Origin of the sequence: Pseudomonas sp. BF-R-26 (assembly GCF_019947395.1) — a bacterium.
Lineage (GTDB): Bacteria > Pseudomonadota > Gammaproteobacteria > Pseudomonadales > Pseudomonadaceae > Aquipseudomonas > Aquipseudomonas farris.
On the sequence record NZ_JAGYGK010000004.1, the window covers coordinates 321,006 to 344,984 of the forward strand.

The 23,979-nt window shown below is 60.0% G+C and carries 22 protein-coding genes, 1 tRNA gene and 2 pseudogenes; 16 read left to right on the forward strand and 9 right to left on the reverse strand.

The window, feature by feature from the left end:
• Nucleotides 1–163: 163 nt before the first annotated feature.
• The 3 genes from KGB18_RS07410 to KGB18_RS07420 form a co-directional block, all read right to left on the reverse strand.
• Complete coding sequence (locus KGB18_RS07410) at nt 164–640, reverse strand: hemerythrin domain-containing protein (RefSeq protein ID WP_223569614.1); 477 nt, start codon at nt 638–640, stop codon at nt 164–166.
• Nucleotides 641–851: 211 nt separating this feature from the next.
• A complete protein-coding gene (locus tag KGB18_RS07415) occupies nt 852–2,198 on the reverse strand; it encodes a cation:proton antiporter (protein ID WP_201060423.1) in 1,347 nt (448 codons plus the stop codon).
• 55 nt (nt 2,199–2,253) lie between these two features.
• Nucleotides 2,254–2,865 (reverse strand): Yip1 family protein, encoded by a 612-nt coding sequence (locus tag KGB18_RS07420; protein WP_123722790.1) that lies wholly within the window; start codon nt 2,863–2,865, stop codon nt 2,254–2,256.
• A gap of 358 nt (nt 2,866–3,223) precedes the next feature.
• Here KGB18_RS07420 and trbK point away from each other — a divergent pair, with 358 nt between their 5' ends.
• Nucleotides 3,224–3,397 carry an entry exclusion lipoprotein TrbK gene (gene trbK, locus KGB18_RS07425; protein WP_123722917.1) on the forward strand — a complete coding sequence of 58 codons (174 nt, stop codon included), beginning with the start codon at nt 3,224–3,226 and terminating at the stop codon, nt 3,395–3,397.
• Between the two features lie 78 nt (nt 3,398–3,475).
• On the opposite strand, the gene KGB18_RS07430 is transcribed toward trbK, so the two are convergent.
• Nucleotides 3,476–4,630 (reverse strand): MalY/PatB family protein, encoded by a 1,155-nt coding sequence (locus tag KGB18_RS07430; RefSeq protein ID WP_223569615.1) that lies wholly within the window; start codon nt 4,628–4,630, stop codon nt 3,476–3,478.
• A gap of 234 nt (nt 4,631–4,864) precedes the next feature.
• Between KGB18_RS07430 and fdnG the strand changes: the two genes are divergently transcribed.
• From fdnG to KGB18_RS07465, 7 genes are all read left to right on the forward strand, one after another.
• Nucleotides 4,865–7,930, forward strand: coding sequence for a formate dehydrogenase-N subunit alpha (gene fdnG, locus KGB18_RS07435; protein WP_223569616.1), 3,066 nt, complete (start codon nt 4,865–4,867; stop codon nt 7,928–7,930).
• A complete protein-coding gene (fdxH, locus tag KGB18_RS07440) occupies nt 7,931–8,875 on the forward strand; it encodes a formate dehydrogenase subunit beta (protein ID WP_201060426.1) in 945 nt (314 codons plus the stop codon).
• Nucleotides 8,872–9,525: a formate dehydrogenase subunit gamma gene (locus KGB18_RS07445; RefSeq protein ID WP_223569617.1), complete on the forward strand. Its 654-nt coding sequence runs from the start codon at nt 8,872–8,874 to the stop codon at nt 9,523–9,525. The genes fdxH and KGB18_RS07445 overlap by 4 nt, the downstream gene beginning before the upstream one ends.
• 4 nt (nt 9,526–9,529) lie before the next feature.
• Nucleotides 9,530–10,456: a formate dehydrogenase accessory protein FdhE gene (gene fdhE / locus KGB18_RS07450; protein WP_223569618.1), complete on the forward strand. Its 927-nt coding sequence runs from the start codon at nt 9,530–9,532 to the stop codon at nt 10,454–10,456.
• A gap of 93 nt (nt 10,457–10,549) precedes the next feature.
• A complete protein-coding gene (gene selA / locus KGB18_RS07455; RefSeq protein ID WP_223569619.1) occupies nt 10,550–11,980 on the forward strand; it encodes an L-seryl-tRNA(Sec) selenium transferase in 1,431 nt (476 codons plus the stop codon).
• Nucleotides 11,977–13,896, forward strand: a complete 1,920-nt coding sequence (gene selB, locus KGB18_RS07460) for a selenocysteine-specific translation elongation factor (RefSeq protein WP_223569620.1) — start codon at nt 11,977–11,979, stop codon at nt 13,894–13,896. The genes selA and selB overlap by 4 nt, the downstream gene beginning before the upstream one ends.
• Before the next feature lie 6 nt (nt 13,897–13,902).
• Nucleotides 13,903–13,998, forward strand: a tRNA-Sec gene (locus tag KGB18_RS07465).
• Between the two features lie 18 nt (nt 13,999–14,016).
• Here KGB18_RS07465 and KGB18_RS07470 read toward each other — a convergent pair.
• Both KGB18_RS07470 and KGB18_RS07475 read right to left on the reverse strand, forming a co-directional pair.
• Nucleotides 14,017–15,342 (reverse strand): OprD family porin, encoded by a 1,326-nt coding sequence (locus KGB18_RS07470; RefSeq protein ID WP_223569621.1) that lies wholly within the window; start codon nt 15,340–15,342, stop codon nt 14,017–14,019.
• A gap of 76 nt (nt 15,343–15,418) precedes the next feature.
• Entirely contained in the window at nt 15,419–16,072 is a 654-nt protein-coding gene (locus KGB18_RS07475; RefSeq protein ID WP_123722783.1) for a hydrolase, read from the reverse strand.
• 237 nt (nt 16,073–16,309) lie between these two features.
• Between KGB18_RS07475 and KGB18_RS07480 the strand changes: the two genes are divergently transcribed.
• Genes KGB18_RS07480 through KGB18_RS07490 form a run of 3 tightly spaced genes read left to right on the forward strand, consistent with a single transcriptional unit; the run spans nt 16,310 to nt 19,301 of the window.
• Nucleotides 16,310–17,275, forward strand: a complete 966-nt coding sequence (locus KGB18_RS07480; RefSeq protein WP_123722782.1) for a tripartite tricarboxylate transporter substrate binding protein — start codon at nt 16,310–16,312, stop codon at nt 17,273–17,275.
• A 1-nt stretch (nt 17,276) separates the two neighbouring features.
• The gene (locus KGB18_RS07485) at nt 17,277–17,768 is read left to right on the forward strand and encodes a tripartite tricarboxylate transporter TctB family protein (RefSeq protein ID WP_223569622.1); all 492 of its coding nucleotides are present in this window, start codon (nt 17,277–17,279) and stop codon (nt 17,766–17,768) included.
• A gap of 24 nt (nt 17,769–17,792) precedes the next feature.
• Nucleotides 17,793–19,301, forward strand: coding sequence for a tripartite tricarboxylate transporter permease (locus tag KGB18_RS07490; RefSeq protein WP_123722780.1), 1,509 nt, complete (start codon nt 17,793–17,795; stop codon nt 19,299–19,301).
• A gap of 214 nt (nt 19,302–19,515) precedes the next feature.
• Here KGB18_RS07490 and KGB18_RS29990 read toward each other — a convergent pair.
• Nucleotides 19,516–19,596 (reverse strand): annotated as a pseudogene (locus KGB18_RS29990) (LysR family transcriptional regulator); the annotation flags it as partial.
• A gap of 87 nt (nt 19,597–19,683) precedes the next feature.
• On the reverse strand, nt 19,684–20,115 hold the full coding sequence (locus KGB18_RS07500; protein WP_123722779.1) for a nuclear transport factor 2 family protein: 432 nt from the start codon (nt 20,113–20,115) through the stop codon (nt 19,684–19,686).
• A 340-nt stretch (nt 20,116–20,455) separates the two neighbouring features.
• On the opposite strand from KGB18_RS07500, the gene KGB18_RS07505 reads away from it, so the two are divergent.
• From KGB18_RS07505 to KGB18_RS07520, 4 genes are all read left to right on the forward strand, one after another.
• Nucleotides 20,456–21,097: a hypothetical protein gene (locus KGB18_RS07505; RefSeq protein ID WP_123722778.1), complete on the forward strand. Its 642-nt coding sequence runs from the start codon at nt 20,456–20,458 to the stop codon at nt 21,095–21,097.
• Complete coding sequence (locus KGB18_RS07510; RefSeq protein WP_187326492.1) at nt 21,097–21,540, forward strand: phage holin family protein; 444 nt, start codon at nt 21,097–21,099, stop codon at nt 21,538–21,540. The genes KGB18_RS07505 and KGB18_RS07510 overlap by 1 nt, the downstream gene beginning before the upstream one ends.
• Complete coding sequence (locus KGB18_RS07515; RefSeq protein WP_123722777.1) at nt 21,537–22,367, forward strand: DUF3618 domain-containing protein; 831 nt, start codon at nt 21,537–21,539, stop codon at nt 22,365–22,367. Before KGB18_RS07510 ends, KGB18_RS07515 begins: the two co-directional genes overlap by 4 nt.
• 115 nt (nt 22,368–22,482) lie before the next feature.
• Complete coding sequence (locus tag KGB18_RS07520) at nt 22,483–22,767, forward strand: hypothetical protein (protein WP_123722776.1); 285 nt, start codon at nt 22,483–22,485, stop codon at nt 22,765–22,767.
• Between the two features lie 41 nt (nt 22,768–22,808).
• Here the strand turns inward: KGB18_RS07520 and KGB18_RS07525 are convergent, their stop codons facing one another.
• Nucleotides 22,809–23,366 (reverse strand): ATP-dependent Clp protease proteolytic subunit, encoded by a 558-nt coding sequence (locus KGB18_RS07525; RefSeq protein ID WP_123494699.1) that lies wholly within the window; start codon nt 23,364–23,366, stop codon nt 22,809–22,811.
• Nucleotides 23,367–23,654: 288 nt separating this feature from the next.
• Here KGB18_RS07525 and KGB18_RS07530 point away from each other — a divergent pair.
• Nucleotides 23,655–23,813: pseudogene (locus KGB18_RS07530) on the forward strand (general stress protein); the annotation flags it as partial.
• Nucleotides 23,814–23,979 lie beyond the last annotated feature (166 nt).

Here is a 23,979-nt window from a genome sequence, read left to right on the forward strand (position 1 = left end):
GAGCTTGCTCGCGCTGGCCTGCATAGCGGTCCCAAAAATCTGACAACCATTGCCGATTTTTATGAGCGCTACGCACTCAAGCGGGAGCAAGCTCCCTCGCCACAGGTTTCTCACTGACTCAAGACTCTCGCAAGTCATTCGCCGGGCTTTGCTATTCCCTCCATCAAGCAGCGAGATTGGGCGCGCCCAGCTCTTTTTTGTATCGGGCTTTCAGGCTTTCCATCTCCGCCCCCAATTCGTCGAGCGTCGTTTTGCCCAGCAGTTTTTTGGCCTGAGGAAACATTTCCTTTTCCTCTTCTTCAATGTGATGTTCCAGCAACTCCTTGACCACTTTCACTCGACCGGAAAATTCGACGGTAGAGGGATCAGTGGTTTTCAGGTCGGGAAGCACCAGCTTGTCGACGGTGCGATGTTCTTCCTTGGCTTCGTAATACATGATGTCCTGCTCCTTGCCCCCGGCTTTTTTATACGCCGGATACAAGACTTCCTCTTCCAGACGGGTATGGATCTTGATTTCCATTTCCAGTTTTGCCAGCAACTCGGTGCGCTTTTTAACCCCACGCTCGGTGGATTCGCTCAACTGGGCCAGGATTCCTTTTACGCGTTCATGGTCGGCTTTCAACAGGTCAATGGCGTTCATGGTCAAACCTCTTGTCTAGTCACGGGGCACGCGCAAACGGTCTTGCTGCCGTTGTCGCTCACACTGCTGGAGCATTTCTCGTGCCTGTTTCAAGGTTTACCAAAAAACCATGAAAAACAGAGGGATGTGATCGAATAGAAACGACGTTTGTCGTGCAACCTGCATGAATATTTGTTGCTGTCCAATGCAGGTTGACCGAAGGGGGAAACCGTCAGACGTCTTGCTGATTGCGCCGCTCATAACGGGCCAGCATCGGTTGAGTACTGATGCCATGCGCCAGAATGCTCAGCGCCACCACCGACAACGTCAGGTCGGTGCACAGCGTCGCCGCCGCCGGACCGAGGTCATGGTTCAAGGCGTAGAACAGGTAATAAAAGCTCCCGATCCCGCGAATCCCGAACCAGCCGATCAACAGCCGCTGACGGCTGTCCAGCAAGCGCCCCCACGGTATGAGCCATACGCAAAAGGGACGAATGACACAGAACAACACCAGCGCAACCACCAACGCTCGCCAATCCCAGTGGCCCACCAGCACGACGCCCAGCAGGGTGACCAGAAACACTTCCATGGCGCGCTCCACCAAACTGCCGAATGCCAGCATGTCGCCCATCATGATGCCGGCCGCGACTTGGGTTTCTGGCAAATTCGTTACGTCGCCGTGGACGGCAGCCGCAGGTTCGACGTTCTGGTGGCCAACCACCGGTTGCACCAGATGCTCGGCGGGAATCCGCGCGTCGCCGGTGGATTTGACTTCGGCCTGCCGCAACCCGAGGCCGGCGGCGAATACCGATAAAAAGCCATAGGCATGGATCTCCTCGGCCGCGACATAAGCGAGGGCGATCAGCGCCAGGGTCAGGTAATCGTTGGGAGAAATGGTGCTGTCGGCATTGCGGATGCGCATCGACAAGGTCAAGCGACCTATGCCGTGGCCCATCCAGTAACCGGTGAACAAACCGGCAGGCACGGCCCACAGCACACTTTTCAATGCCCACTCACCGAGCCAGGCCTCGCTATTGCCGCTCTGTTGCACAAACAACAAACCGAGGATCACGAAGGGGAAGGCGATGCCGTCGTTGAGGCCCGCCTCACCGGAGAGCCCGAAACGCACCGAATCGTAATCCCTGGCGTCGTTGACTTGCACCAGCGAGGCCAGTACCGGATCGGTGGGGGCCAGAATCGCTCCGATCAGCAGCGAGGGCCCCCAGGCCAGGGCAAAGCCGTAATGCAGCAAAAGGCTCACGCCAATGATGGTCAAGATCATCACCGGTCCCGCCAGGCCGAATGCTATTCGCCATTGGCGATCCTTGAGCGGCAGGCGCAATTTGAGTCCGCAGACAAATAGCGAAAAGAGCACCGCGACCTCAGTCAGGTGCTCCATCCAGACCGCCGCGTCCTTGATGTCCAGCTTCAGCAAACCCAAGCCCGCCGGACCGATCGCCACGCCCAGCGCCAGGCACACCGCCGACGTGGTCACCGGCATCCAGCGCAGATAGGACGAGGTCAGTGCCAGGGTCAGCAGCACCGCACCCAACACCGCCACCCATACAATGAAGCTCATGCCCGGTTCTCGGAGGTGTACCGCCGATCGCCGGCGGATGGCGGACTCAGGATAATCACACGCCGGTCACGCGCACGTACTCAGGTCCCAGATAGTTGAACCAGAGCAGAATCATCTCCACCAGGATAGTCACTAACACCAATAGCCCGACGCCCCATACGCTCGCCGCATTCAGCAGGCCTTCCTCCTTGCGCTCGTGCATGAAGATCGGCAAACCGACGAACAGCAGAAACGTTGAATAGAGGGAGGCGGCTCCCAGCACCGTAATCGCCAGCCAGCGACTCGGGTAGAGCCCGGCGATACCTGCGAGGAAGAATGGGGTAACGGTGTAGGCGGCAAAACCGATGCACTGATTGACGTTGGGGCGTGAGTCGAAGGTGCGCGACATCCAGCGGATGAACAGCCCCATCAGCACCACGCCGACAATGATGCTCAGGTACAGCAGCCCGCAGAGTTGCAGGGCGCTGGAGGCACTGAGTTTGACCGTTTCGTTCTCGGCCAGGCTCCAGCCGACGTAGGTGGTCCCGATAAACAGACACACCGCGGGGATCAGGGCGAGCAACAGCAAATGAGCGAGGTAATGGCGCGGATGCGCTTCCTCTTCCTTACGAATATCTGTCCAGACGAAATTGGGCTGAGTGAACAGCCTGACGAAAGGTGCGGACATGACGACCTCCATACAGCGAGTGGCCCGGCATAGGAGCCCCTAGAAGTATTGAGGTGCATCCATCGCCGGGGGTTCATTTTTTATCAGGGCATCATGGGCGGTCTGCCGGAGCCTGCGATCGGACCTGTAGCAGCTGCCGCAGCCTGCGTTCGGCTGCGAAGCAGTCGTAAATCCTGAATGCACAGTTTCTGCTCAAACACTGCGGTGGATGGTTTGGCGACTGCTGCGCAGCCGAACGCAGGCTGCGCCAGCTGCTACAGGTCAGGTCAGGTCAGAGCATCGGCTTCGCTGTTCCTGCATACACTCAACTCATGAGTTAGGCTCAATGCGATGCAAGAAACTCGATGAGGAGTTGCTCATGAACACCCAATCGCTCGTTGCACTGGCACTATCGTTGGCATGTCTCGCAGGCTGCGAAAACAAATACGAAGTGAATGAGAAAAATTGCGAGCCGAAAAACTTCATGAAGCTGCCGGACGATCAGAAGCGGGAAGCCTTCATCAAGGCTTGCATGGAGCGCATAACGCCTTGAACGGGATTCGATACTGCGCATATCGCCCATAAAAAACCCGATGCACTGGCATCGGGTTTTCGGCGTCTAGCTGAGCCGTCAGGCCTGGCGGTTACGCAAACTACGCTCCATCCGTGCGATCCCTTCCTCCAGCAGCGCCCGCGGGCAACCGAAGTTCAGGCGCACGAACTGCTGGGCGTTATCGCCGAAATCCAGCCCGGCGCTCAGGCCGACCTTGGCTTGTTCGAGGAAGAAGTGCTGCGGGTTGTCCAGCCCCAGTGCCGTGCAGTCGAACCACGCCAGGTAAGTGCCTTGGGGTATGTTCATGGTCACTCCCGGCAACCGCGTGCGAACCGCCTCCACCAGATAATCCCGATTGCTTTGCAGGTAGGCCATGAGCTCGGTCAGCCACGGGCCGCCTTTACTGTAGGCAACGCGGGTGGCTTCCAGGCCCAGCGGGTTGACGCTGTCGACCATGCCGCAACGGGCGCTGTTGACTCGATGGCGCAGTGCCGCGTCCTGAATGATCATGAACGCCGTCTTCAAACCGGCGATGTTATAGGCCTTGCTCGCCGACATCAGGGTGATGGTGCGCTTGGCGATTTCTGGGCTGAGCGAGGCGGTCGGAATGTGTATGCGCCCGTCGAAGCACAGCTCGGAATGGATCTCGTCGGAGATGATCCAGGCGTCCTGCTCCAGGCAAATGTCGGCGACTGCTTGCAGTTCCTCGCGCGGGAAGACTTTGCCCAGCGGGTTATGCGGGTTGCTCAGCAGCAGCGCGCCGCCCCCTTGCAGCGCCTGGCGCAAGGCATCGAGTGGCGTCGCATACGTACCATCGGCCAACGCGTCGAAGTCCAGTTCGACTTTGTTCAACTGCCAGTGGCCCGGTGCATGGCGCAGCGGCGGGTAGTTTGGCGTTTGCACGACCACGTTCTGCTGCGGCTGAACCAGCGCATGCAGGGCCATGTTGAAACCCGACTCGATACCCGGCAGGAAGACCAGCTCCTGAGGTTGCACACGCCAGGCGTACTTGTTCCAAAGGTCGGCGACGATGGCGTCGCGCAAGTCATCCTGAGCCACGCTGTAACCGAGCATCGGGTGTTCCAGGCGTTTTTGCAGCGCCTGAATGATCGCTGGCGGCGCGGCAAAGTCCATGTCGGCGACCCACATCGGCAACACGTCGGCCGGGTAGCGGCTCCATTTGGTACTGCCGGTGCCATGGCGGTCGAACACCTGATCAAAATCGAAAGTCATGCTCAGTCTCATAAAAGGCAGGGGGTTAATCCGGCGGTCATGATAAGCGCCAACCTTTGCCGCTGGCGAATTGCGCAGCAGTGTGTGACCGATAAGCCGCCGACGGTCGGTTTTCAGACCGTGCACGGCAATACTGTCTAAAGTTCTAATTGGCGGTAGCTGCGCTGCCGTCACCGTGATCGTCCAGAAAAATCCGGTCAACGCACCGGGTTTCCACCTGATCAGGAGTGCACGATGGACCTCAACCGTCGTCAGTTCTTCAAGGTCGCTGGTCTCGGCCTTGCGGGCTCAAGCCTCGGCGCGCTGGGCATGGCCCCGACGCCAGCTTTCGCCGAACAAGTGCGTCATTTCAAGCTCGCCCATACCCATGAAACCCGCAACACCTGCCCGTATTGCTCGGTCGGTTGCGGCTTGATCATGTACAGCCAGGGCGACAACGCGAAGAATGTCGCCCAGAGCATCATCCACATCGAAGGCGATGCCGACCACCCCGTCAATCGCGGCACGCTCTGCCCCAAAGGCGCAGGCCTGCTCGATTTCATTCACAGCCCCAGCCGTCTCCAGTACCCGCAGGTACGCAAGCCCGGCACTACGGAGTGGACGCGAATCTCCTGGGATGAAGCGCTGGATCGCATCGCCGACCTGATGAAGGCCGACCGCGACGCCAACTTCATCGAGAAGAACGCCCAGGGGCAAACGGTGAACCGCTGGCTGACCACCGGTTTCCTCGCGGCGTCGGCGTCGTCCAACGAAGCGGGGTACATCACCCACAAGGTGATTCGCAGTCTCGGCATGCTGGGGTTTGATAACCAGGCACGTGTCTGACATGGCCCGACGGTGGCAAGTCTTGCCCCGACGTATGGCCGTGGTGCCATGACCAACCACTGGACCGATATCGCCAACGCGAATCTGGTTCTGGTGATGGGTGGCAACGCCGCGGAAGCGCACCCTTGCGGTTTCAAATGGGTGACCGAAGCGAAAGCCCACAACAAGGCGCGGCTGATTGTGGTTGACCCGCGTTTTACCCGTACGGCCTCGGTGGCCGACTATTACGCACCGATCCGCACCGGCACCGACATTGCCTTCATGGGCGGGCTGATCAATTACCTGCTGACCGAAGACAAGATCCAGCACGAATACGTACGCGCCTATACGGACGTGTCGTTCATCGTCAAGGCCAACTACGGCTTTGAGGACGGGTTGTTCAGCGGTTACGACGCAAGCAAGCGTACCTATACCGACAAGTCCGGCTGGGGCTATGAAATCGGCGAGGACGGTTTCGCCAAAGTCGACCCGACCTTGCAAGACCCACGCTGCGTCTATCAATTAATGAAGCAGCATTACAGCCGCTACACCCTGGAGCTGGCCAGTCAGGTCTGCGGCATGCCCGTGGACGCGATGCAGAAAATCTGGGAAGAAATCGCCACCTGCTCGCAACCGGGCAAAACCATGACGATTCTTTACGCGCTGGGCTGGACCCAGCACTCGACCGGCTCGCAGATGATCCGCAGCGCGGCCATGGTGCAACTGCTGCTGGGCAACGTCGGCATGCCGGGCGGGGGCGTCAACGCTCTGCGCGGGCACTCCAACATCCAGGGCCTGACCGACCTGGGCTTGCTGTCCAACCTGTTGCCCGGTTACCTGACCCTGCCGGCCGAAGCTGAACAGGATTACAACGCCTACATCGCCAAGCGCGCACTCAAGCCGCTGCGTCCTGGGCAGATGTCCTATTGGCAGAACTACGGCAAGTTTCACGTCAGCCTGATGAAAGCCTGGTACGGCGCCAATGCCACCGCAGAGAACAACTGGGGTTACGACTGGCTGCCCAAGCTGGACATTCCTGGCTACGACATCCTGAAAATGTTCGACATGATGGGCAAGGGGCAGGTCAATGGCTACATGTGCCAGGGCTTCAATCCGATCGCCGCCTTGCCGGACAAGAACCGGGTGATGAAGGCGCTGGCCAAACTCAAATGGCTGGTGGTGATGGACCCACTGGCCACCGAAACCTCGGAGTTCTGGCGCAACGTCGGGCCATACAACGATGTGCAAACGGCCGAGATCCAGACCGAAGTCATCCGTCTGCCCACCACCTGTTTCGCCGAAGAAAACGGTTCACTGGTCAACAGCGGTCGCTGGCTGCAATGGCACTGGAAGGGCGCCGATGGCCCGGGGCAGGCGCACACGGACGTGAAGATCATGGCCGAGTTGTTCTTGCGCCTGCGCAAGCGCTATCAGGCCAATGGCGGTGCCTGGGCCGAGCCGATCCTCAAGCTCGACTGGCCCTACAAAGTGCCGGATGACCCGACGCCAGAAGAGCTGGCCCGGGAATTCAACGGCTACGCCGTATCCGATGTCACCGACGCCTCGGGCGCGGTGGTCAAGGCCGGTCAGCAGCTGTCCGGCTTTGGCCAACTCAAGGACGATGGCAGCACGGCTTCCGGGTGCTGGATCTTCTGCGGCAGCTGGACCGAGCAGGGCAACCTGATGGCCCGGCGTGACAACAGCGATCCTTTCGGCATGAAGCAGAACCTGGGCTGGGCCTGGGCCTGGCCGATGAACCGACGGATCCTCTACAACCGCGCCTCTTGCGACCCTCAAGGCAAACCATGGGACCCGAACAAACGGCTGGTGTGGTGGAACGGCAAGGTCTGGACCGGCACCGACGTGCCTGACTACAAGGCCGATGTGCCGCCGGAAGCCGGGATGAACCCGTTCATCATGAACCCCGAAGGCGTGGCGCGTTTCTTCGCCCTCGACAAGATGAACGAAGGGCCGTTCCCGGAACACTATGAGCCGTTCGAGACGCCCATCGGTATCAACCCGATGCACCCCAACAACAAGCAGGCGACCAGCAACCCGGCCGGGCGGATCTTCGATTCAGTCTGGGAAACCCTCGGGCAGGCCAAGGACTTCCCCTATGCGGCGACCAGCTACCGGCTGACCGAACACTTCCACTTCTGGACCAAGCATTGCCCGATCAACGCCGTGACCCAGCCTGAGCAGTTTGTCGAAATCGGCGAAGTGCTGGCCAAGGAGAAGGGCATTGCTGCCGGTGACCGGGTTCGGGTCAGTTCCAAGCGCGGGCACATCGAAGCGGTGGCAGTGGTGACCAAGCGGATTCGTCCGCTGCAGGTCAACAATCAGGTGGTGCACCAGATCGGTATCCCGTTGCACTGGGGCTTCACCGGCGCCACCCGCCACGGTTACCTGACCAACACCCTGGTGCCGTTCCTCGGCGATGGCAACACACAGACCCCGGAATCCAAGTCATTCCTGGTCAACGTGGAGAAAGTCTAAATGGCCAGCCAAGACATCATCGCCCGTTCGGCCACCACCACCATGCCGCCCTCGGTGCGCACGCAAGAGGAAGTGGCCAAGCTGATCGACACCACCAAGTGCATCGGCTGCAAGGCCTGCCAAGTCGCCTGCTCGGAATGGAACGAACTGCGCGACGACGTCGGTCACAACCTCGGCACTTACGACAACCCTCAAGACCTCAGCGCAGATACCTGGACCTTGATGCGCTTTACCGAGCATGAAACCGACGCCGGAAACCTCGAATGGCTGATTCGCAAGGACGGCTGCATGCACTGCGCCGAGCCCGGCTGTCTGGCGGCGTGCCCGAGCCCCGGCGCGATCATCAAGCACGCCAACGGCATCGTCGATTTCGATCAGGACCATTGCATCGGCTGCGGGTATTGCATCACCGGTTGCCCGTTCAACATTCCGCGCATCTCGCAAAAGGACCACAAGGCTTATAAATGCACACTGTGTTCGGATCGGGTGGCGGTGGGGCTGGAGCCGGCCTGCGTGAAAACCTGCCCGACCGGCGCCATCGTTTTCGGCACCAAGGAAGACATGAAAGAACACGCCGCCGAACGTATCGTCGACCTCAAAAGTCGCGGATTCGAAAACGCCGGTTTGTATGACCCCGCAGGCGTCGGCGGCACCCACGTCATGTATGTGCTGCACCATGCCGACACGCCCAGGTTGTATGCCGGGTTGCCGGATCACCCGGCGATCAGTCCGCTGGTGGACCTGTGGAAAGGCCTGAGCAAACCCCTGGCGTTGCTGGCCATGGGCGCGGCGGTGCTGGCCGGGTTCTTCCATTACGTGCGCGTCGGGCCTCAACTGGTCGAGGAGGACGAACATCCAGTCACCCTCGACCCGGCGGTGCATGAATTCGATCCATCGGTGCACACCTTTGATCCGACGAAACCCGGCGGGGAGGACAGGCCATGAACGAAAAACCGATCCTGCGCTACACCTCCAACCAGCGCACCAATCACTGGCTGGTGGCAATTCTGTTTCTCATGGCCGCGCTGTCGGGGCTGGCCTTGTTCCATCCGGGGTTGTTCTGGCTCAGCAACCTGTTTGGCGGCGGTTCGTGGACGCGCATTCTGCATCCGTACATGGGCGTGGCGATGTTTGTGCTGTTCCTCGGCCTGGTGTTCAGTTTCTGGCGGGCGAACTACTTCAGCGCCAACGACCGGTTGTGGCTCAGGCGCGTCGGGACTGTCATGCGTAACGAAGAGGAGGGCGTGCCGCCAATCGGCAAATACAACCCGGCGCAGAAACTACTGTTCTGGGTGTTGCTGATCTGCATGCTGGTGCTGTTGTTCAGCGGGCTGGTGATCTGGCGTGCCTGGTTCAGCGCGTACTTCGGCATCACCGGTATTCGCTGGGCGATGCTGCTGCATGCGCTGGCGGGGTTCATCCTGGTGCTGAGCATTATCGTCCACGTCTATGCCGGTATCTGGATTCGCGGCTCGGTCCACGCCATGGTGCGTGGCAGGGTCAGCCGCGCCTGGGCGAGAAAACACCATGAGCTCTGGTACCGGGAAGTGACCCAAGACGAAACGCCTGAGCGACCGATCACCAAAAAAGGATGACCCCTTGGCCACGATCCTCGAGCCTGGGCAGATAGAAGCGGCGGCGAGTTCACCGCCGTTTCTGTACCTGCCACCGAACAACCTGTTCACCTTGCGCGCGCTGCGTCTGGAACGCCTGGCCGATGGGCATCCCATGGCGGACTATCTGCGCTTGATCGCGGGTCTGTGCCACGCTCAGCAGAACCTGATGGACGATCCGCCCGTGGCCGCCATGCCCGATCCCGAACGTCTTCGGGTGTGCGTAGAACATGGCTTGCCACCGTTTGCCGCCGACAGTCTGGTGCGTGAAAATGTTTGGCTACCCTTTCTCGAAGCCTTGTTGCAACGCTATCAGCCACCGCCAAAATCAGCGGTAGAAAACGCCGTGGCGACGTTGCGCAGTGCCAATCCGGGGCTGCTCAAAGCCTGGGCAATTGCCTTGGTCAGCGGCCAGTATTCAATGCTGCCGGCAGAGCTGGTGCCGTTCCTCGGTGCAGCGTTGCAAGCGGCCTGGAGCCATTGGCTGCTGAGTTCACCGAACCTTGAACTCAAGCGCGGCGACAGCCTCAGCCAATGCCCGGCCTGCGGTTCGCCGGCGATGGCCGGAGTGATTCGTCATCGCGGCAAATACAACGGATTGCGTTATCTGGTGTGCTCGTTATGCGCCTGCGAATGGCATGCGGTGCGGGTCAAGTGCGTGTATTGCGAACAGAGCAAGGGGCTTCAATACGTCAGCTTCGAGGATGACCGTCATGCTGCCAATCAGGCACCGTTGCGAGCGGAAGTCTGCCCCGGCTGCAACAGCTACCTGAAGCTGATCTACCTGGAAAACGACGCCGAAGCCGAAGCACTCTCGGCGGACCTGTCCAGCCTGATGCTGGACATGCGCCTGGAGCAGGAAGGCTACCAGCGCCCATCGCCCAATCTGATGCTGGCACCGGGAGGTGACTGAGCTTATCCCTTTGAGCCTATCCCCCTAAGCCTATCCCTATGAGCCCAGCGGCTACACTCAGACGCGACGGTCATTCGCTTCCGGGAGCCTCTGATGTCTGCAACCTCCGCCAGCCACGCCTTGCGGCTGCCCTCCATCGACAGCTTGCTGCGCCATCCCGCCTGCCAGGCGCTGGCCGAGCGTTATGGGCGTGACGCGCTGCTGGCCAGCCTGCGGCAACTGCTTGATGACTTGCGCGAACCGGTGCTCAAGGGTGAACTCAATGCCGTTGAAATCGCCCCCGATGTATTGGCGGGCAGGGCAGGCGAGCGCCTGGCGATCCAGCACCGCAGCCAAGTCCGGCGGGTGTTCAACCTCACCGGCACGGTGCTGCACACCAACCTCGGGCGCGCGTTGTTGCCGGAGTCGGCTATCGAAGCCGTGCAACTGGCCGCCCGCTATCCGCTCAATCTGGAATTCGATCTGCACAGCGGCAAGCGCGGCGACCGCGATGATTTGATCGAAGGCCTGATCCGCGAGCTGACCGGTGCCGAAGCGGTGACCGTGGTCAACAACAACGCCGCCGCTGTGTTGCTGACGCTCAACAGTCTGGGCGCGCGCAAGGAAGGCATCATTTCCCGTGGTGAACTGATCGAAATCGGCGGTGCCTTTCGCATTCCCGACATCATGGCCCGCGCCGGGGTGCGGCTGCACGAAGTGGGCACCACCAACCGCACCCATGCCCGCGATTACGAGGCGGCCATCGGTCCGCGCAGTGGCCTGGTGATGCGCGTACACGCGAGCAATTACTCCATTGAAGGTTTCACCGCCCGGGTGCCGACGGCGGAATTGGCGGAACTGGCTCACCGTCACGGGCTGCCGCTGCTGGAAGATCTGGGCAGCGGCAGTCTGCTGGACCTGACCCGCTGGGGCCTGCCTGCCGAACCGACGGTGCGCCAGGCGCTGCTCGATGGTGCGGACATCGTCACTTTCAGCGGTGACAAACTGCTCGGCGGCCCCCAGGCCGGGCTGATAGTCGGCCGCAAAGACCTGATCGCGAAGATCAAGAAGAACCCGCTCAAGCGCGCGCTGCGGGTCGACAAATTGACCCTCGCTGCCCTTGAAGCCGTATTGGCGCTGTACCGCGATCCTGATCGGCTGGCCGAACGCCTGCCGAGTCTGCGCCTGCTGACCCGGCCCCAGGCCGACATCTTCGCCCAGGCCGAACGCCTGCAACCGTCACTGGCGCAGGTGTTGGGTGACGGCTGGAGCGTCAGCGCGGTACCGGCACTGGGCATGATCGGCAGCGGTAGCCAACCGGTGGCTCGCTTACCTGGCGCTGCGTTATGCCTGCGGCCCAACGTTTCCAAACGTCTGCGCGGGCGGCGATTGCTGGGGCTGGAGGCAGCGTTTCGCCGGTTGCCGATTCCGGTGCTCGGGCGCATCGACGGCGATGCGCTTTGGCTGGACCTGCGCCAACTCGACGACGAAGCCGTGTGGATGGCGCAACTCGATCAGCTGCAGGAGGAGGGCCGGGACGGGTGATTGTCGGCACCGCTGGGCATATTGATCACGGCAAGACTTCCTTGCTCCAGGCTCTGACCGGCCAGGCCGGCGACCGTCGCCGGGAAGAACGCGAACGCGGCATGACCATCGACCTCGGCTACATCTACGCGGCGCTGGAGCCGGGGGCCGCCCTGACCGGTTTTATCGACGTACCCGGTCATGAGCGCTTCACCCACAACATGCTGGCCGGGGCTCAGGGCATTGATCTGGTGTTGTTGGTGGTGGCGGCCGATGACGGCGTCATGCCGCAGACCCGCGAACATCTGGCGATTGTCGAGTTGCTGGGCATTCCTCGGGCACTGATTGCAATCACCAAATGCGACCGCGTCGACCCTGCTCGTGTGCAAGCCGTCCGGGAACAGATCGAAGCATTGCTCGCACCCGGCCCTTATGCCGACGCGCCGCAAATCGCGCTGTCGAGTGTGACCGGCGAAGGCGTCGAGGCACTGCGTCAGGCCTTGCTGGGTGCGCAACATGAGGTGCTTCAACGCAGTTTCAGCGGCGGTTTCCGCTTGGCGATTGATCGGGCTTTCAGCGTGGCCGGCGCCGGGATCGTGGTGACCGGCACCGCGTTGTCTGGTCAGGTGGCCGTGGGCGATACGCTGATGTTGAGTCCGCTGGGCAAACCGGTACGGGTGCGAGGCCTGCATGCGCAGAACCAAGCGGCCGACAGCGCGACGGCCGGGCAGCGAGTCGCGCTGAACCTGAGTGCCGACCGTTTGGCCCTGGAGCAGATTCACAGGGGCCACTGGCTGTTGGCCGAATGGCTGCATGCGCCGACCCAGCGTCTGGATATCGAGATGACCTTGTTGGTCAGCGAGGCGCGAAGCTTCGAGCACTTTCAGCCAGTGCACGTGCATCTCGGCACTCAGGACGTGACCGGGCGAGTGGCGTTGCTGGAGGGTGTCAGCCTGGCACCGGGTGAGCAGATGTTCGCGCAATTGCTGGTGAACGCGCCGGTGCTGGTGGTGAAGGGCGACCGTTTGATCCTGCGCGATCAAAGCGCTCAGCGCACCCTCGGCGGTGGCCGGGTGCTCGACCCGTTTGCCCCGGCCCGACACCGTCGCAGCCCCGAACGATTGGCGCAGCTACAGGCGCTGGCCACCACGACCAGTCTGGAAGAAGCACTGCCAGCGCTGCTGGCCAACAGCGACACCGGACTCGATCCGCAACGTCTGGAGCGTCAGTTCAATCGTCCGCGCGATAGCTGGGAATTGCCCGATGACGTGCGTTTGATCGATACGCGGCAGGGGCCGTTGCTGTTCAGCGCCGCCCGCTGGGAAGCCTTGAAAGCGCCACTGTTGGAACATCTCGCACGCTTTCATCAACTCGAACCGGATCAAATGGGACCGGACAGGGATCGCCTGCGTCGCTTCGCCGGCACCGCGCTGGACCGGCCGACCTTTATCAGCCTGCTCGACGAATTGCTGGTCAGCGGTGCGATCGTCGCCAGTGGCCCATGGTTGCATTTGCCCGATCACCAAGTGCGGTTGAGCGAGGATGACGAAACCCTGTGGCAACAATTACAGCCGTTGTTCGAACAGGCGGGTTTCGATCCGCCATGGGTGCGTGATCTGGCTAAAGCGACGGGCCATGAAGAGGCCGCCGTGCGCCTGCTGCTGCGCAAGATGGCGCGGCTGGGGTTGGTGCACCAAGTGGTCCGTGACTTGTTTTATACCGAGACACTGGTGCGCCGATTGGCGGCTATGCTGGTGCAACTGGCCAGCGATGACCCGGTGATTCAGGTCACCGCGTTTCGCGATGCCGTGGGCCTGGGGCGCAAGCGCAGCATTCAGATTCTTGAGTACTTCGACCGAATCGGCCTGACCCGGCGCTTTGGCGATCGGCGCCATATCCGGCTCGACAATGCATTGGCCCAACAAACAGAAAACTGAGTTCAAGGAAGGCAATCGCGCCCGGTGGCGCGGCCGGGCTTCAAACCCGGTTGGGGACGGCATCCGTTCCCGGGCAGGTTCGACTCCGGCTGCCTTCCGCCATTTCCATCGTGACGCTGATCATAGGTGCCCGAAGGTCAGCGGATACTGGATGACAACGTAAACCCTGTCGATGTCATCGCCCGCCTGGGCGCTGTTAGCTCGGTGAGACACATGGGACAGTTGCAACGACAAACCCTTGGCGGCACCTGATTGCACGATGTAGCGCAGGTCTATGTCGCGCTCCCAATGCCGCCCGCCATCGCCTTGTTGAGGTACGTACTCGCCGACAGTCGGGTCGAACGGGTTGTAGGTCCCACCCTTGGGCGCACGGGTGCCATCGATGTCGCTGCCCCTGACATAACGGGTCATGAAGCTTAGGCCGGGTATTCCATAAGCGCCGAGATCGAGGTCGTAGCGTGCCTGCCAAGAGCGTTCGTGGGCGCCGTTGAAGTCGGCGTATTTGATCGAGTTGGCCAGGTAAATGGAGTCGCCACCGACGAAGTCGAACGGTGTGTCGCCATCGATGCGTTGCCAGGCCAGGGTAAAGGCATGCGCATCAACGGTGTATTTGCCCGACAGGCTGTAGGCGGTGTTGTCGATGGTACCGGCCAGCGCCTTGCCGGTGTCTTGCGTGCGATACAGGTTGGCGTCGAGGAACAATCCGGACTGTTTCAGGTGCAGGTTGCCGTAGTACTGACGCCAGGTATCGCTCAGTTCGGAGGCATACAGGGCGCCGCCGACAGGACTGTGTGTGAACAGGTCGGCGCCCAGAAGCGTGATGCCTCCGGCCTCGGTGTTGGCACCGTAGCCGTAAAAGTTGCCCTTGCCCGAGGTGTTGTCTTGATTCTTGAACGCCGTGAAATGACCGGTCACCAGATTCACGTTGTCGATTTCGCCGCTGTTCAGCAGAAAACCCGTGGCGTATTCCGGTTGCAGGCGTTTGTCGGCGGTGTCGAACACCGGGGTTTCGACGGTCATTTCACCGAAGGCCAGGGTGGTTCGGGAGGCCCTGATTTTCAGTGCGCCACCGGCACTGGAATAGTTGCTTTCGCTACGACCGTCACTGTCCAGTGGCAGTAACCCCGTTCCCGAATGCCCTTTGCCGCCGTCGAGCTTCAGCCCCGTAAAGGCGTGGCTGTCGACGCCGAAACCTAGCGTGCCGGGTGTGAATCCGGATTCAAAAGAGCCGATAAAGCCTTGAGCCCACTCTTGTTTGTAGTTCTTGCCCGAAGGCGAGGGTGAACGGTAGTCGCTGTTGAGGAAGAAATTTCGACTGAGCACCTCAAGCTGCGCGCCCTCGAGGAATCCTTGCGCGGTTGCCGGTGCTTCATCCGCCAAGGCCGTTCCGGCGAAAAGCACGCAGAGCCAGAAGGACGCTTTGGCCACGTCCTCCCGACCGGGCATGAGCGGGGGGGGCTTGTAAAGAAAACATCATTGATCGCCCCCTGAAACAGCGACTCCAAAGAGTCGCTGTTTTCTCTCAATGGCCTTCAGAGGCGTTGAACATGGTCTTGGCGTAGATCAGGCCCAGACCATAGGCACCACCGTTGGCGATGGAGGTTTTCACCGTCTCGTCGTAAGTCTCGGTACGTGCCCAGTCGCGCTGGAGCTCAAGCAAGTACTGCAACGATGTCATGGGACGGGCGCCGATCTGGATCATGCGTTGCAAGGCCATTTCATGGGCCTCGGTGGTGACATCGCCACAGGCGTCGGCAATCACGTAGACCTCGAAACCCTGGTCAATCGCCGAAAGGGCCGGGCCAACGATGCATACGGAAGTCCACAGGCCGGCCAGAACGATTTTCTGCTTGCCGGCTGCGTTGACTTCGACGGCAATACGCTCGTCCTCCCAGGTGTTCATGCTGGTGCGGTCGATCACCTTGTGTTCCGGGAATACCGATTTGATTTCGTCGAAAATCGGGCCGGAAAAACTCTTCTCGGCGACGGTGGTGAGGATGGTCGATACCTTGAAGCCCCTTGCGGCTTTGGCGACAAGGGCGGCGTTGTTGCGCAGGGTGACGGCATCGATGGACTTGGTCGCAAACGACATCTGCGACTGGTGATCGATCATGATCAGGGTGTGGTCGGTCGGGGTCAGCAGGGTTTTACCGGGAACAGCTTTTGCAATGGCCATGGTGAATGTCCTTACGGATTAAGTGAGAGGTGATTCGCGAGGCCATGGTTGCGTAGATTCGGGCGGGAATATTGAGTCGATGTGCTGTTTTTTTCGTAGGAATAGTGGCGGCAGGCAGGCCATTGAAATACCGCCAACAAACACAACTATGACCTACGCTTATTCCAGACGCATGTTCAACGAACAGGGGCTTCTCCCTGATCGAAAACAACAAGAACAGCTATCCGGAGACGACTCATGTTTGCATTGGCCCGTCGATTCAGCAGCAACCTCGCCGTTTTAGTTACCGCCGCCGCGCTCGCATCACCGGTTTTTGCGCTGGACACCGTCAAGTTCATGGCCCCCGGTTCGGTCGGTGGTGGTTATGACCAGACCGCACGCGTCCTGGGCAAGGCGATGGTCGAGGCGAAAACGGCAAAGTCCGCTACCTTCGAGAACAAGGGCGGCGCCGGTGGCACCCTGGGCTTGGCGCAATTTGCCAACGGCACCAAGGGCGACGCCAATGCCCTGCTGGTGGTCGGCGCAATCATGGTCGCGTCCATCGAGCAGAACAAACCGCAAATCACCTTGAAGGACGTGACGCCGATCGCCCGGCTGTTCACCGAATACAACGTGATTGCCGTGCGTGACGACTCCCCATACAAAACCCTGGACGACTTGATCAAAGACTTCAAAGCCAACCCGTCCAATATCAAATGGGGCGGTGGCTCCAAGGGGTCGATCGACCACATCGGCATCGCCGAACTGGCGAGCAAAATGGACGTCCCCGTCAACAAGGTGAATTACGTGGCCTTTGCCGGTGGCGGCGAAGTCGTCGCCGCGACGCTGGGGGGCCACATCACGGTGATCACCGGCGGCTACGCCGAGCTTGCCAAATACGTGCAGTCCAAGCAGTTCCGGCTACTCGCCATTGGCGCACCCAGCCGCGTTGAAGGCATCGATGCACCGACTCTCAAAGAAAGTGGCTATGACGTGACGATCGGCAACTGGCGTGGCGTTTACGGCGCAGCGGGCCTGACGCCTGACCAGCGCAAAGAACTGACCGAAGCCGTCCTGACCGCCACCAAAAGCAACGTCTGGCAAGAAAACGTAAAAACCAATGCATGGTCACCGAGCATTCTGACCGGGGATGACTTCGGCAAATTCGTCGAAGAAGAACATGGGCGCCTGCGCGCAATGCTGGTCAAGGTCGGGCTGCTTTGAGATGGCCGGGCGCTGGAGAGTCATGCCGGCCCAACTGGCAATTGGCTTAGGTGTCGTCGCCATCAGCGCGGTATTGGCGTTCGGCGCCTCGCGGTTTCCTCCCGAGATGGGCTTCGTCATCATGGCGGCGTACGTCTACCCCTACGCCGTCGCGGCGTTTCTGGGCGTCGTCGGTCTGTTGATGTGCTATCAGGCGCTCACCGGAGGTTTTCGCAATCTTCCCGACGACCATGAGACCACCCTGGCTCAGCCCGGCGGCAAGCTCGGCGCAACCTGGGTCACGGCGGGGCTGGTGGGCGTTGCCTTGCTCATTACCTACATCGGCTTCGTATTGGCGGCAGCATTGCTGTTTGCCTGTTCTGCACGGGGTTTTGGCAGTCGCAGCCCGCTGCGGGACCTGGCCATCGGCATCGCCCTGACACTGCCGATTTACTGGCTTTTCACCGCCGGGCTAGGGGTTTCCCTTCCGCCCTTGATCAACGCCTGGATCTGATCCGGGCCGAAGGAGGTCGACAAGGTGGACATTCTCTCGAGTCTGGCAAGCGGCTTCGGTGCCGCGTTGGCGCCGATCAATCTGATGTGGGGTTTTATTGGCTGCTTGCTGGGTACTGCGATCGGTGTTTTGCCGGGAATCGGGCCGGCGCTGACCGTCGCCTTGCTGCTGCCGATTACCGCCAAGGTCGATCCTACCGGCGCGCTGATCATGTTCGCCGGTATCTATTACGGCGCTCAGTTTGGCGGCTCCACCACCTCGATTCTGCTCAACACCCCGGGGGAGTCGTCCTCCATGGTCACGGCCCTGGAAGGCAACCTCATGGCCCGCAACGGACGGGCAGGCCCGGCCTTGGCGACGGCCGCGATAGGTTCATTCGTGGCCGGCACCATCGCGACGATCTTGCTGACGCTGTTCGCCCCCCTCGTGGCCACGCTGGCGCTGAAGTTCGGGCCCGCGGAGTATTTCGCGATTCTGGTGCTGGCCTTCACCACGGTGTCGGCGGTGCTCGGTGCGTCGATGCTGCGCGGCTTCGCCTCGTTGGGGATCGGGCTGACCATCGGCTTGATCGGCCTGGACTCGACCTCGGGCATTGCCCGCTACACCATGGAGGTGCCCGAACTGGTCGATGGCATTGAGGTCGTGCTGGTGGCGGTCGGCTTGTTTGCCGTCGGTGAGGCCTTGTACAGCGTGCTCTACCAAAAGGAAGAAACGGGCAGCCGACATCGCCTGACCTCGTTGTGGATGACCCGTGCCGACTGGAAACGCTCGGTTCCCGCGTGGCTACGGGGCACCTTGATCGGTTTTCCCTTTGGCTCGATTCCGGCCGGTGGCGCGGAAATTCCGACGTTCCTGTCTTATTCGACCGAACGCAAACTCAGCAAGTACCCGCAAGAGTTCGCCGCCAGCAAAGGCGAGGGCGCCATCGAGGGTGTCGCCGGGCCGGAGGCGGCCAACAATGCGAGCGCGACCGGTTCTCTGGTGCCGTTGCTGACGCTGGGCATACCGACCTCCGCCACGGCGGCGATCCTGTTGGCCGCATTCCAGAACTACAACCTGCAACCGGGGCCGCTGCTGTTCCAGACCTCGGGCGAGCTGGTCTGGACGCTGGTGGCTTCGCTGTACATCGGCAACGCCATCCTGTTGGTGCTGAACCTGCCGTTGGTGGGCCTGTGGGTCAAACTCTTGCAGATTCCACGACCGTACCTGAACGCCGGCATTCTGGTGTTCGCCACCATTGGCGTGTACGGCATGCGCCACTCGACGTTCGACCTGTTTCTGATGTTGGCCATCGGCTGGGCCGGGGTGTTGATGCGGCGTTTCGATTTCCCCGTCGCCCCGGTAATCGTGGGCATGCTGCTGGGGCCGATGGCGGAAAAACAACTGCGCAACGCCTTGTCCATCAGCCAGGGCGACTGGATGATATTTGTGACGCAACCGATTGCGGCGTCGGTCCTGGTGCTGACGCTGTTGGTGCTGCTGGTTCCGTATCTGCTGCATAAACGCGGCATCAAGTTGCATGAGGATGATTGAGCGCTTCGCGAGCGGGGTTGATGATGCTTTGCCCTAGGAGCATGGCTCAAAAATCCCCACGTAGATCGTTCCCATGCTCCGCGTGGGAATGCCTCAACGGACGCTCCGCGTTCGGCTCCGCAAGGGACACGGAGCGTCCCGGGCTGCATTCCCACGCAGAGCGTGGGAACGATCTTCGAGCAATCCACAAAATTTCGGAAGTTTCTGACAGAGTCGCCTCTGTCGGCGACACGCTGCGCGTCGTACGGGTCAGTAAACACAGCCTCAAGCGAGCTTCCAGGTCCCTCCCTCGATGATCAGTCGAGAACTATCGCTCCTGACGGAGCGATAGTCGAGATACAAGGAGGTGCCGAAGGCTGCGATCTTTTGAGCCAAGCAAAAATCAGAAGCGGAACGCTTGTCGTCCTACCAGTAGCCATTTGCCTTTCTGTTTCTGCCAGATCTGGAAGTTCTCGATTTCGGTCGGGACGATCTCTTCACCCTTGAGGGCTTGTGCCGAAAAATGATGCCGTACCAAAGCCACATCACCCGACAGCGTAATGGTCTGCCCCTGCATTTCCAGGGTCTTGAAAGCGCTTTTGCCGGTTTCGATGTCGGCGATGAACGCTTTCTTGTCCTGGATTTTCCCGCTGGAATGGCCGTAGGTGAGGTTTTCAGCGGTGAGCGCATTCAGTTGGGGAATGTTCTTGGTCAGCATGGCTTGCGTCAGATGATCTACCGCCACGGCGACATCCTTCTCGCCCGATGAAGGGGCTGCCATCACATAGCCGCTGAAGAGGCACAAGAAGCCGATAAGCAATTTCGTTTTTTTCATGGGTATTTTTCCTTGTTGTTATAGGGATGACAGACGAGATATACGCATCTCGTCTGTCATCGTACAACTTAGCAGGTTTTTGCTGGGCAATGCATCCAGCGAACGCAATCCTGTGGGAGCGGGCTTGCCCGCGATAGCGATGTGTCAGCCGACATCAATGTTGAATGTGCCGCCATCATCGCGGGCAAGCCCGCTCCCACAGGTTCCGCAGCGTACTTTTCATCACTTCATCATCTGCTTGGAACTCCCCGCCAGACACCCTCGTCATCTGCAATGAAGCACCACCGCGGACACCCCGCGGCCACTTCCTGACGTGTTCATTACGAAGGCGATGGATGACATGACTATTCCAGACAGCAGAACCGGACAACCGGATGCCCCACGGGATTCCGCAGGCTCCGAACAAAACTTTCAGCATTTAAAGGAGGAGGTTACCGAAGCGATAGGCGGTGCGCGGCATCAGGCCGATGAGCAGTTCGGCCAATACCGCGATACCGCAGCGGATCAAATTGAAGCATTGGCCAGAGGCGCCCAGTCAGTCGTTTCCGAGATCAGGACTAACGATACGTTTGGGATGTCCGATTACCTGGCAGACATGGCCGACAGCATGAGCAGCCTGGCGGGAAAACTGCGCAGCAAAAGCGCCGAAGAGCTTTTGCACGATGGCGCTGACCTGGCACGCGACAATCCGGGGCTGTTCATTGTCGGCAGCATCGCGGTGGGGTTTGGTCTGTCGCGGTTCCTGAAAGCGGGCACGGCGACCCTGCCGACAACAACCGACCGTGAGTTTGCTGCCCAGAGCAGCACAGCCACGTTCACTGGCGATGGCTCGCAAGGACTTTATGAAACTTCGATGCCGCCCGGAGGCGAGCTGTCGCCCGGGTTGGCCTCTAGCATCACGCCGTCCTCGCCGAGCGCGCCCGACCATCGTGGCGACAGTTCCTCAATGTCGGGGTCCAGCCCCTTCTCAGGAGAACGGTGATGAACAGAGAAGATCCAGAACTGCAACGCACACCACCCGTCACACCGTCTGTCACGACAGTTGATCATGACGCTTCCGTGGTCGGTTTATTGCGGCAGCTAACTCGGGAAGTACCGGCGTTATTCACCAAGGAGCTGGCGTTGGCCAAAGTGGAATTGCAGGCCAGCCTGACGACATTGAAAGCAGGGATTGCCGGGGTCGCCGGTGGCGCCATTGTGCTGCTTGCCGGGTTCATCATTCTGCTGATGGCTGTGGTCTATGCCTTGAGCCTGGTGATGGCGCCCTGGCTGGCCGCGCTGATTGTCGGCGTCGTGGTGATGGTCATCGGGTTTGTGATGCTGCAGGCAGGCAAAAAACAATTCGAGCCTTCCCACTTCAAGCCTGATCGCACCCTGGACGCCTTGAACAAAGACCAGGAAGCCCTGCGGAGGAAAGTGTCATGAACCGAGAATTTGAAACCGAAGCGGCCAAGAGCCCGGAAACCATCGAACGTGAAATCGATGCGCAACGGGAGAACATCGGGCATATCGTCGACGCGCTGGAAAGCAAGTTTACCCCCGGCCAGATGTTCGATCAGGCACTGCTGCTGATGAAAAGCAACGGCTCGACTTTCCTGACCAATCTGGGCACCAGCGTGCGCAACAACCCCGTGCCCGCGGTGCTGACCTCGGTCGGGCTGATGTGGTTGATGATGAGCCAGAATCGTCCGCCAACGCCCAGGGAATATCGCGTCGAGCCGGAGCCGGATATCGACTGGGCCGATGACTTGGGTGAAGGGCTCTCTGAGGGGCTGGACAGCGCGCGACAGCGTCTTCACACCACCACCGATTCGCTCAAGGACAGCTATCAGGCGGTCAAGGGTAAGGCCGCGCACCTGAGCGACAGCCTGCATGCGAAGACCGATCAGCTCAGTCACACCGTCCATGACACCAGTGATCGCCTGTCGCGCAGGACTCATGAAATGAGCGACCAGTTCAGTCATCTACTCAAGGAGCAACCCCTGCTGATGGCCGCGATGGGTATCGCTGTGGGCGCGTTGCTGGGCGCGGCGTTACCCACCACCGCAACGGAGCGCCGTTATCTGGGCAGGACCAGCGCAAGCCTCACCGGCAAGGTCAAACAGCAAGCACGGGAGGGCTATGAGGCGGTGCGCGAAAAGGTGATGGAAACCACAGAGCCCCGCGATGCAATCGCTGGAGAAACGGGCGAGATGCGCAAGACCGCGGCCGAAACCCCGGCCGATCTGTCGCGTGGGCTGGGAACTTCTTGACAGGTATCAGGGCAAGGCGGGAGGTCTGATGCACAGACGTCCCGTCGAGCCCGCTTTGTCGACGCCTTGAAACAGGTAGGGCGCCAAGTTCAGACACCATGACGAGGTACGCATCATGATTGATGAATCCACAGGAATGACTCCCGGCGTGCGCTACGAAGTCGAGAATCGGGAAAGGGTAGAACCGTTTGCCGGTTTTTTTCTGGACGGCAAGTATTACCTCACCCCGGAACTGCAAACGGCCATCGGCTGGCTCGAGGGCAACCGCTTTATCTACGATGAACTTGATCCCGAGGGCGAACCGGTTTTCAAGGACCGTGTGGCCGGCACTATCAAGGATTTGAAACTCACGCTGAGTGACGGAATGACCCTGGACATTCAGCCCATTGCTGGCACCTGACGCATCGGTAACGAAAAGCTCAGGTCCGTCTCGAACATGCGTCAGCCGCCACTGATTTTCCAGTGTTTGACGTTATCGGCAAACACCATCTGATGCATTTCGTGGGCGATTCCGTACGCCAGGGATTCATGCGCCGCAATCACTTTCTCTTCCGCTGAAAGGCAATGAAAAATATCCAGTTTGGTATCCGCGTTGGCCGTTTCCAGGGCAAAGATTTGCACATAACGCGCGAGGTCGTTATCCAGGCTCAAGAGGTATTCGCGCAGGCGTTGATGGTCGACCGAGCTTTGGGGGAAGTACCAATTCATGGGGTGAATCAGAAACCGCGAATGGGGCGCGGTGATACGTCGGCCGGCGGCCAGGTACATGATGATGCCCATCGACTCGATGTTGCCGGCATTAATCGCGCACAGCGGCACTGGCAGGGATTTGAGGAAGGTGTAGAGGGCGAAGCCAAAATTGGTGCTGCCACCGCTGGTGGAAAGATTCAGCAGTAACGATGAGGCGCCCTGGTCGATGGCGTCGAGGCAGCAGTCCCTGAAGCGTTCCATCGTGCCCTGATCAATCTGGCAATGAAAGTGGACGATGTGCTCTGTCATCGACGTACCTCCATACGGGATAAATTAGAGAGCTGATGATTCAGTGCAACTGCTTTGAATGATGCCAGACCTCACCGCTCTTTTCTTTCATGAATTTGTCTAAGCGGAACCCGTTTTTATACTCGTTTTAATCACACCCATTAGTCGCCGTAGCAGGAGTTTTCTGGAACTAATCATTCCAATCCGCTTGTCGCAAGAATCACGCATCAGTTCAAACTTTCAATCACAGAAACCCTCGGAATTAGACGGGCCGACAAAGGTTCGCGCGAAACAATGAGGAGAACGAAAATGGCTAACACCGGTGACAAAAAACCTGGCAATTTTGCCAACGACCCTGATAAAGCCTCCGAAGCTGGCAAAAAAGGCGGGCAGTCGGGCGGCGGGATGATGAACGATCCGCAACGCACTTCCGACGCCGGCAAAAAAGGTGGGCAGGCCTCAGGGGGACGTCAATCCCGCGATACCAATCGCTCCGGCAGCGAACAGGGAGGAGGGCGCGCCGGCAACCTTGTCGAAGATAGAGAGAAAGCATCTGACATAGGCAAAAAAGGAGGAGGACAAAATCCCGGCGGCGGGCGTAAACCCTGATGCCGTGTGAAATACATCAAGCCCC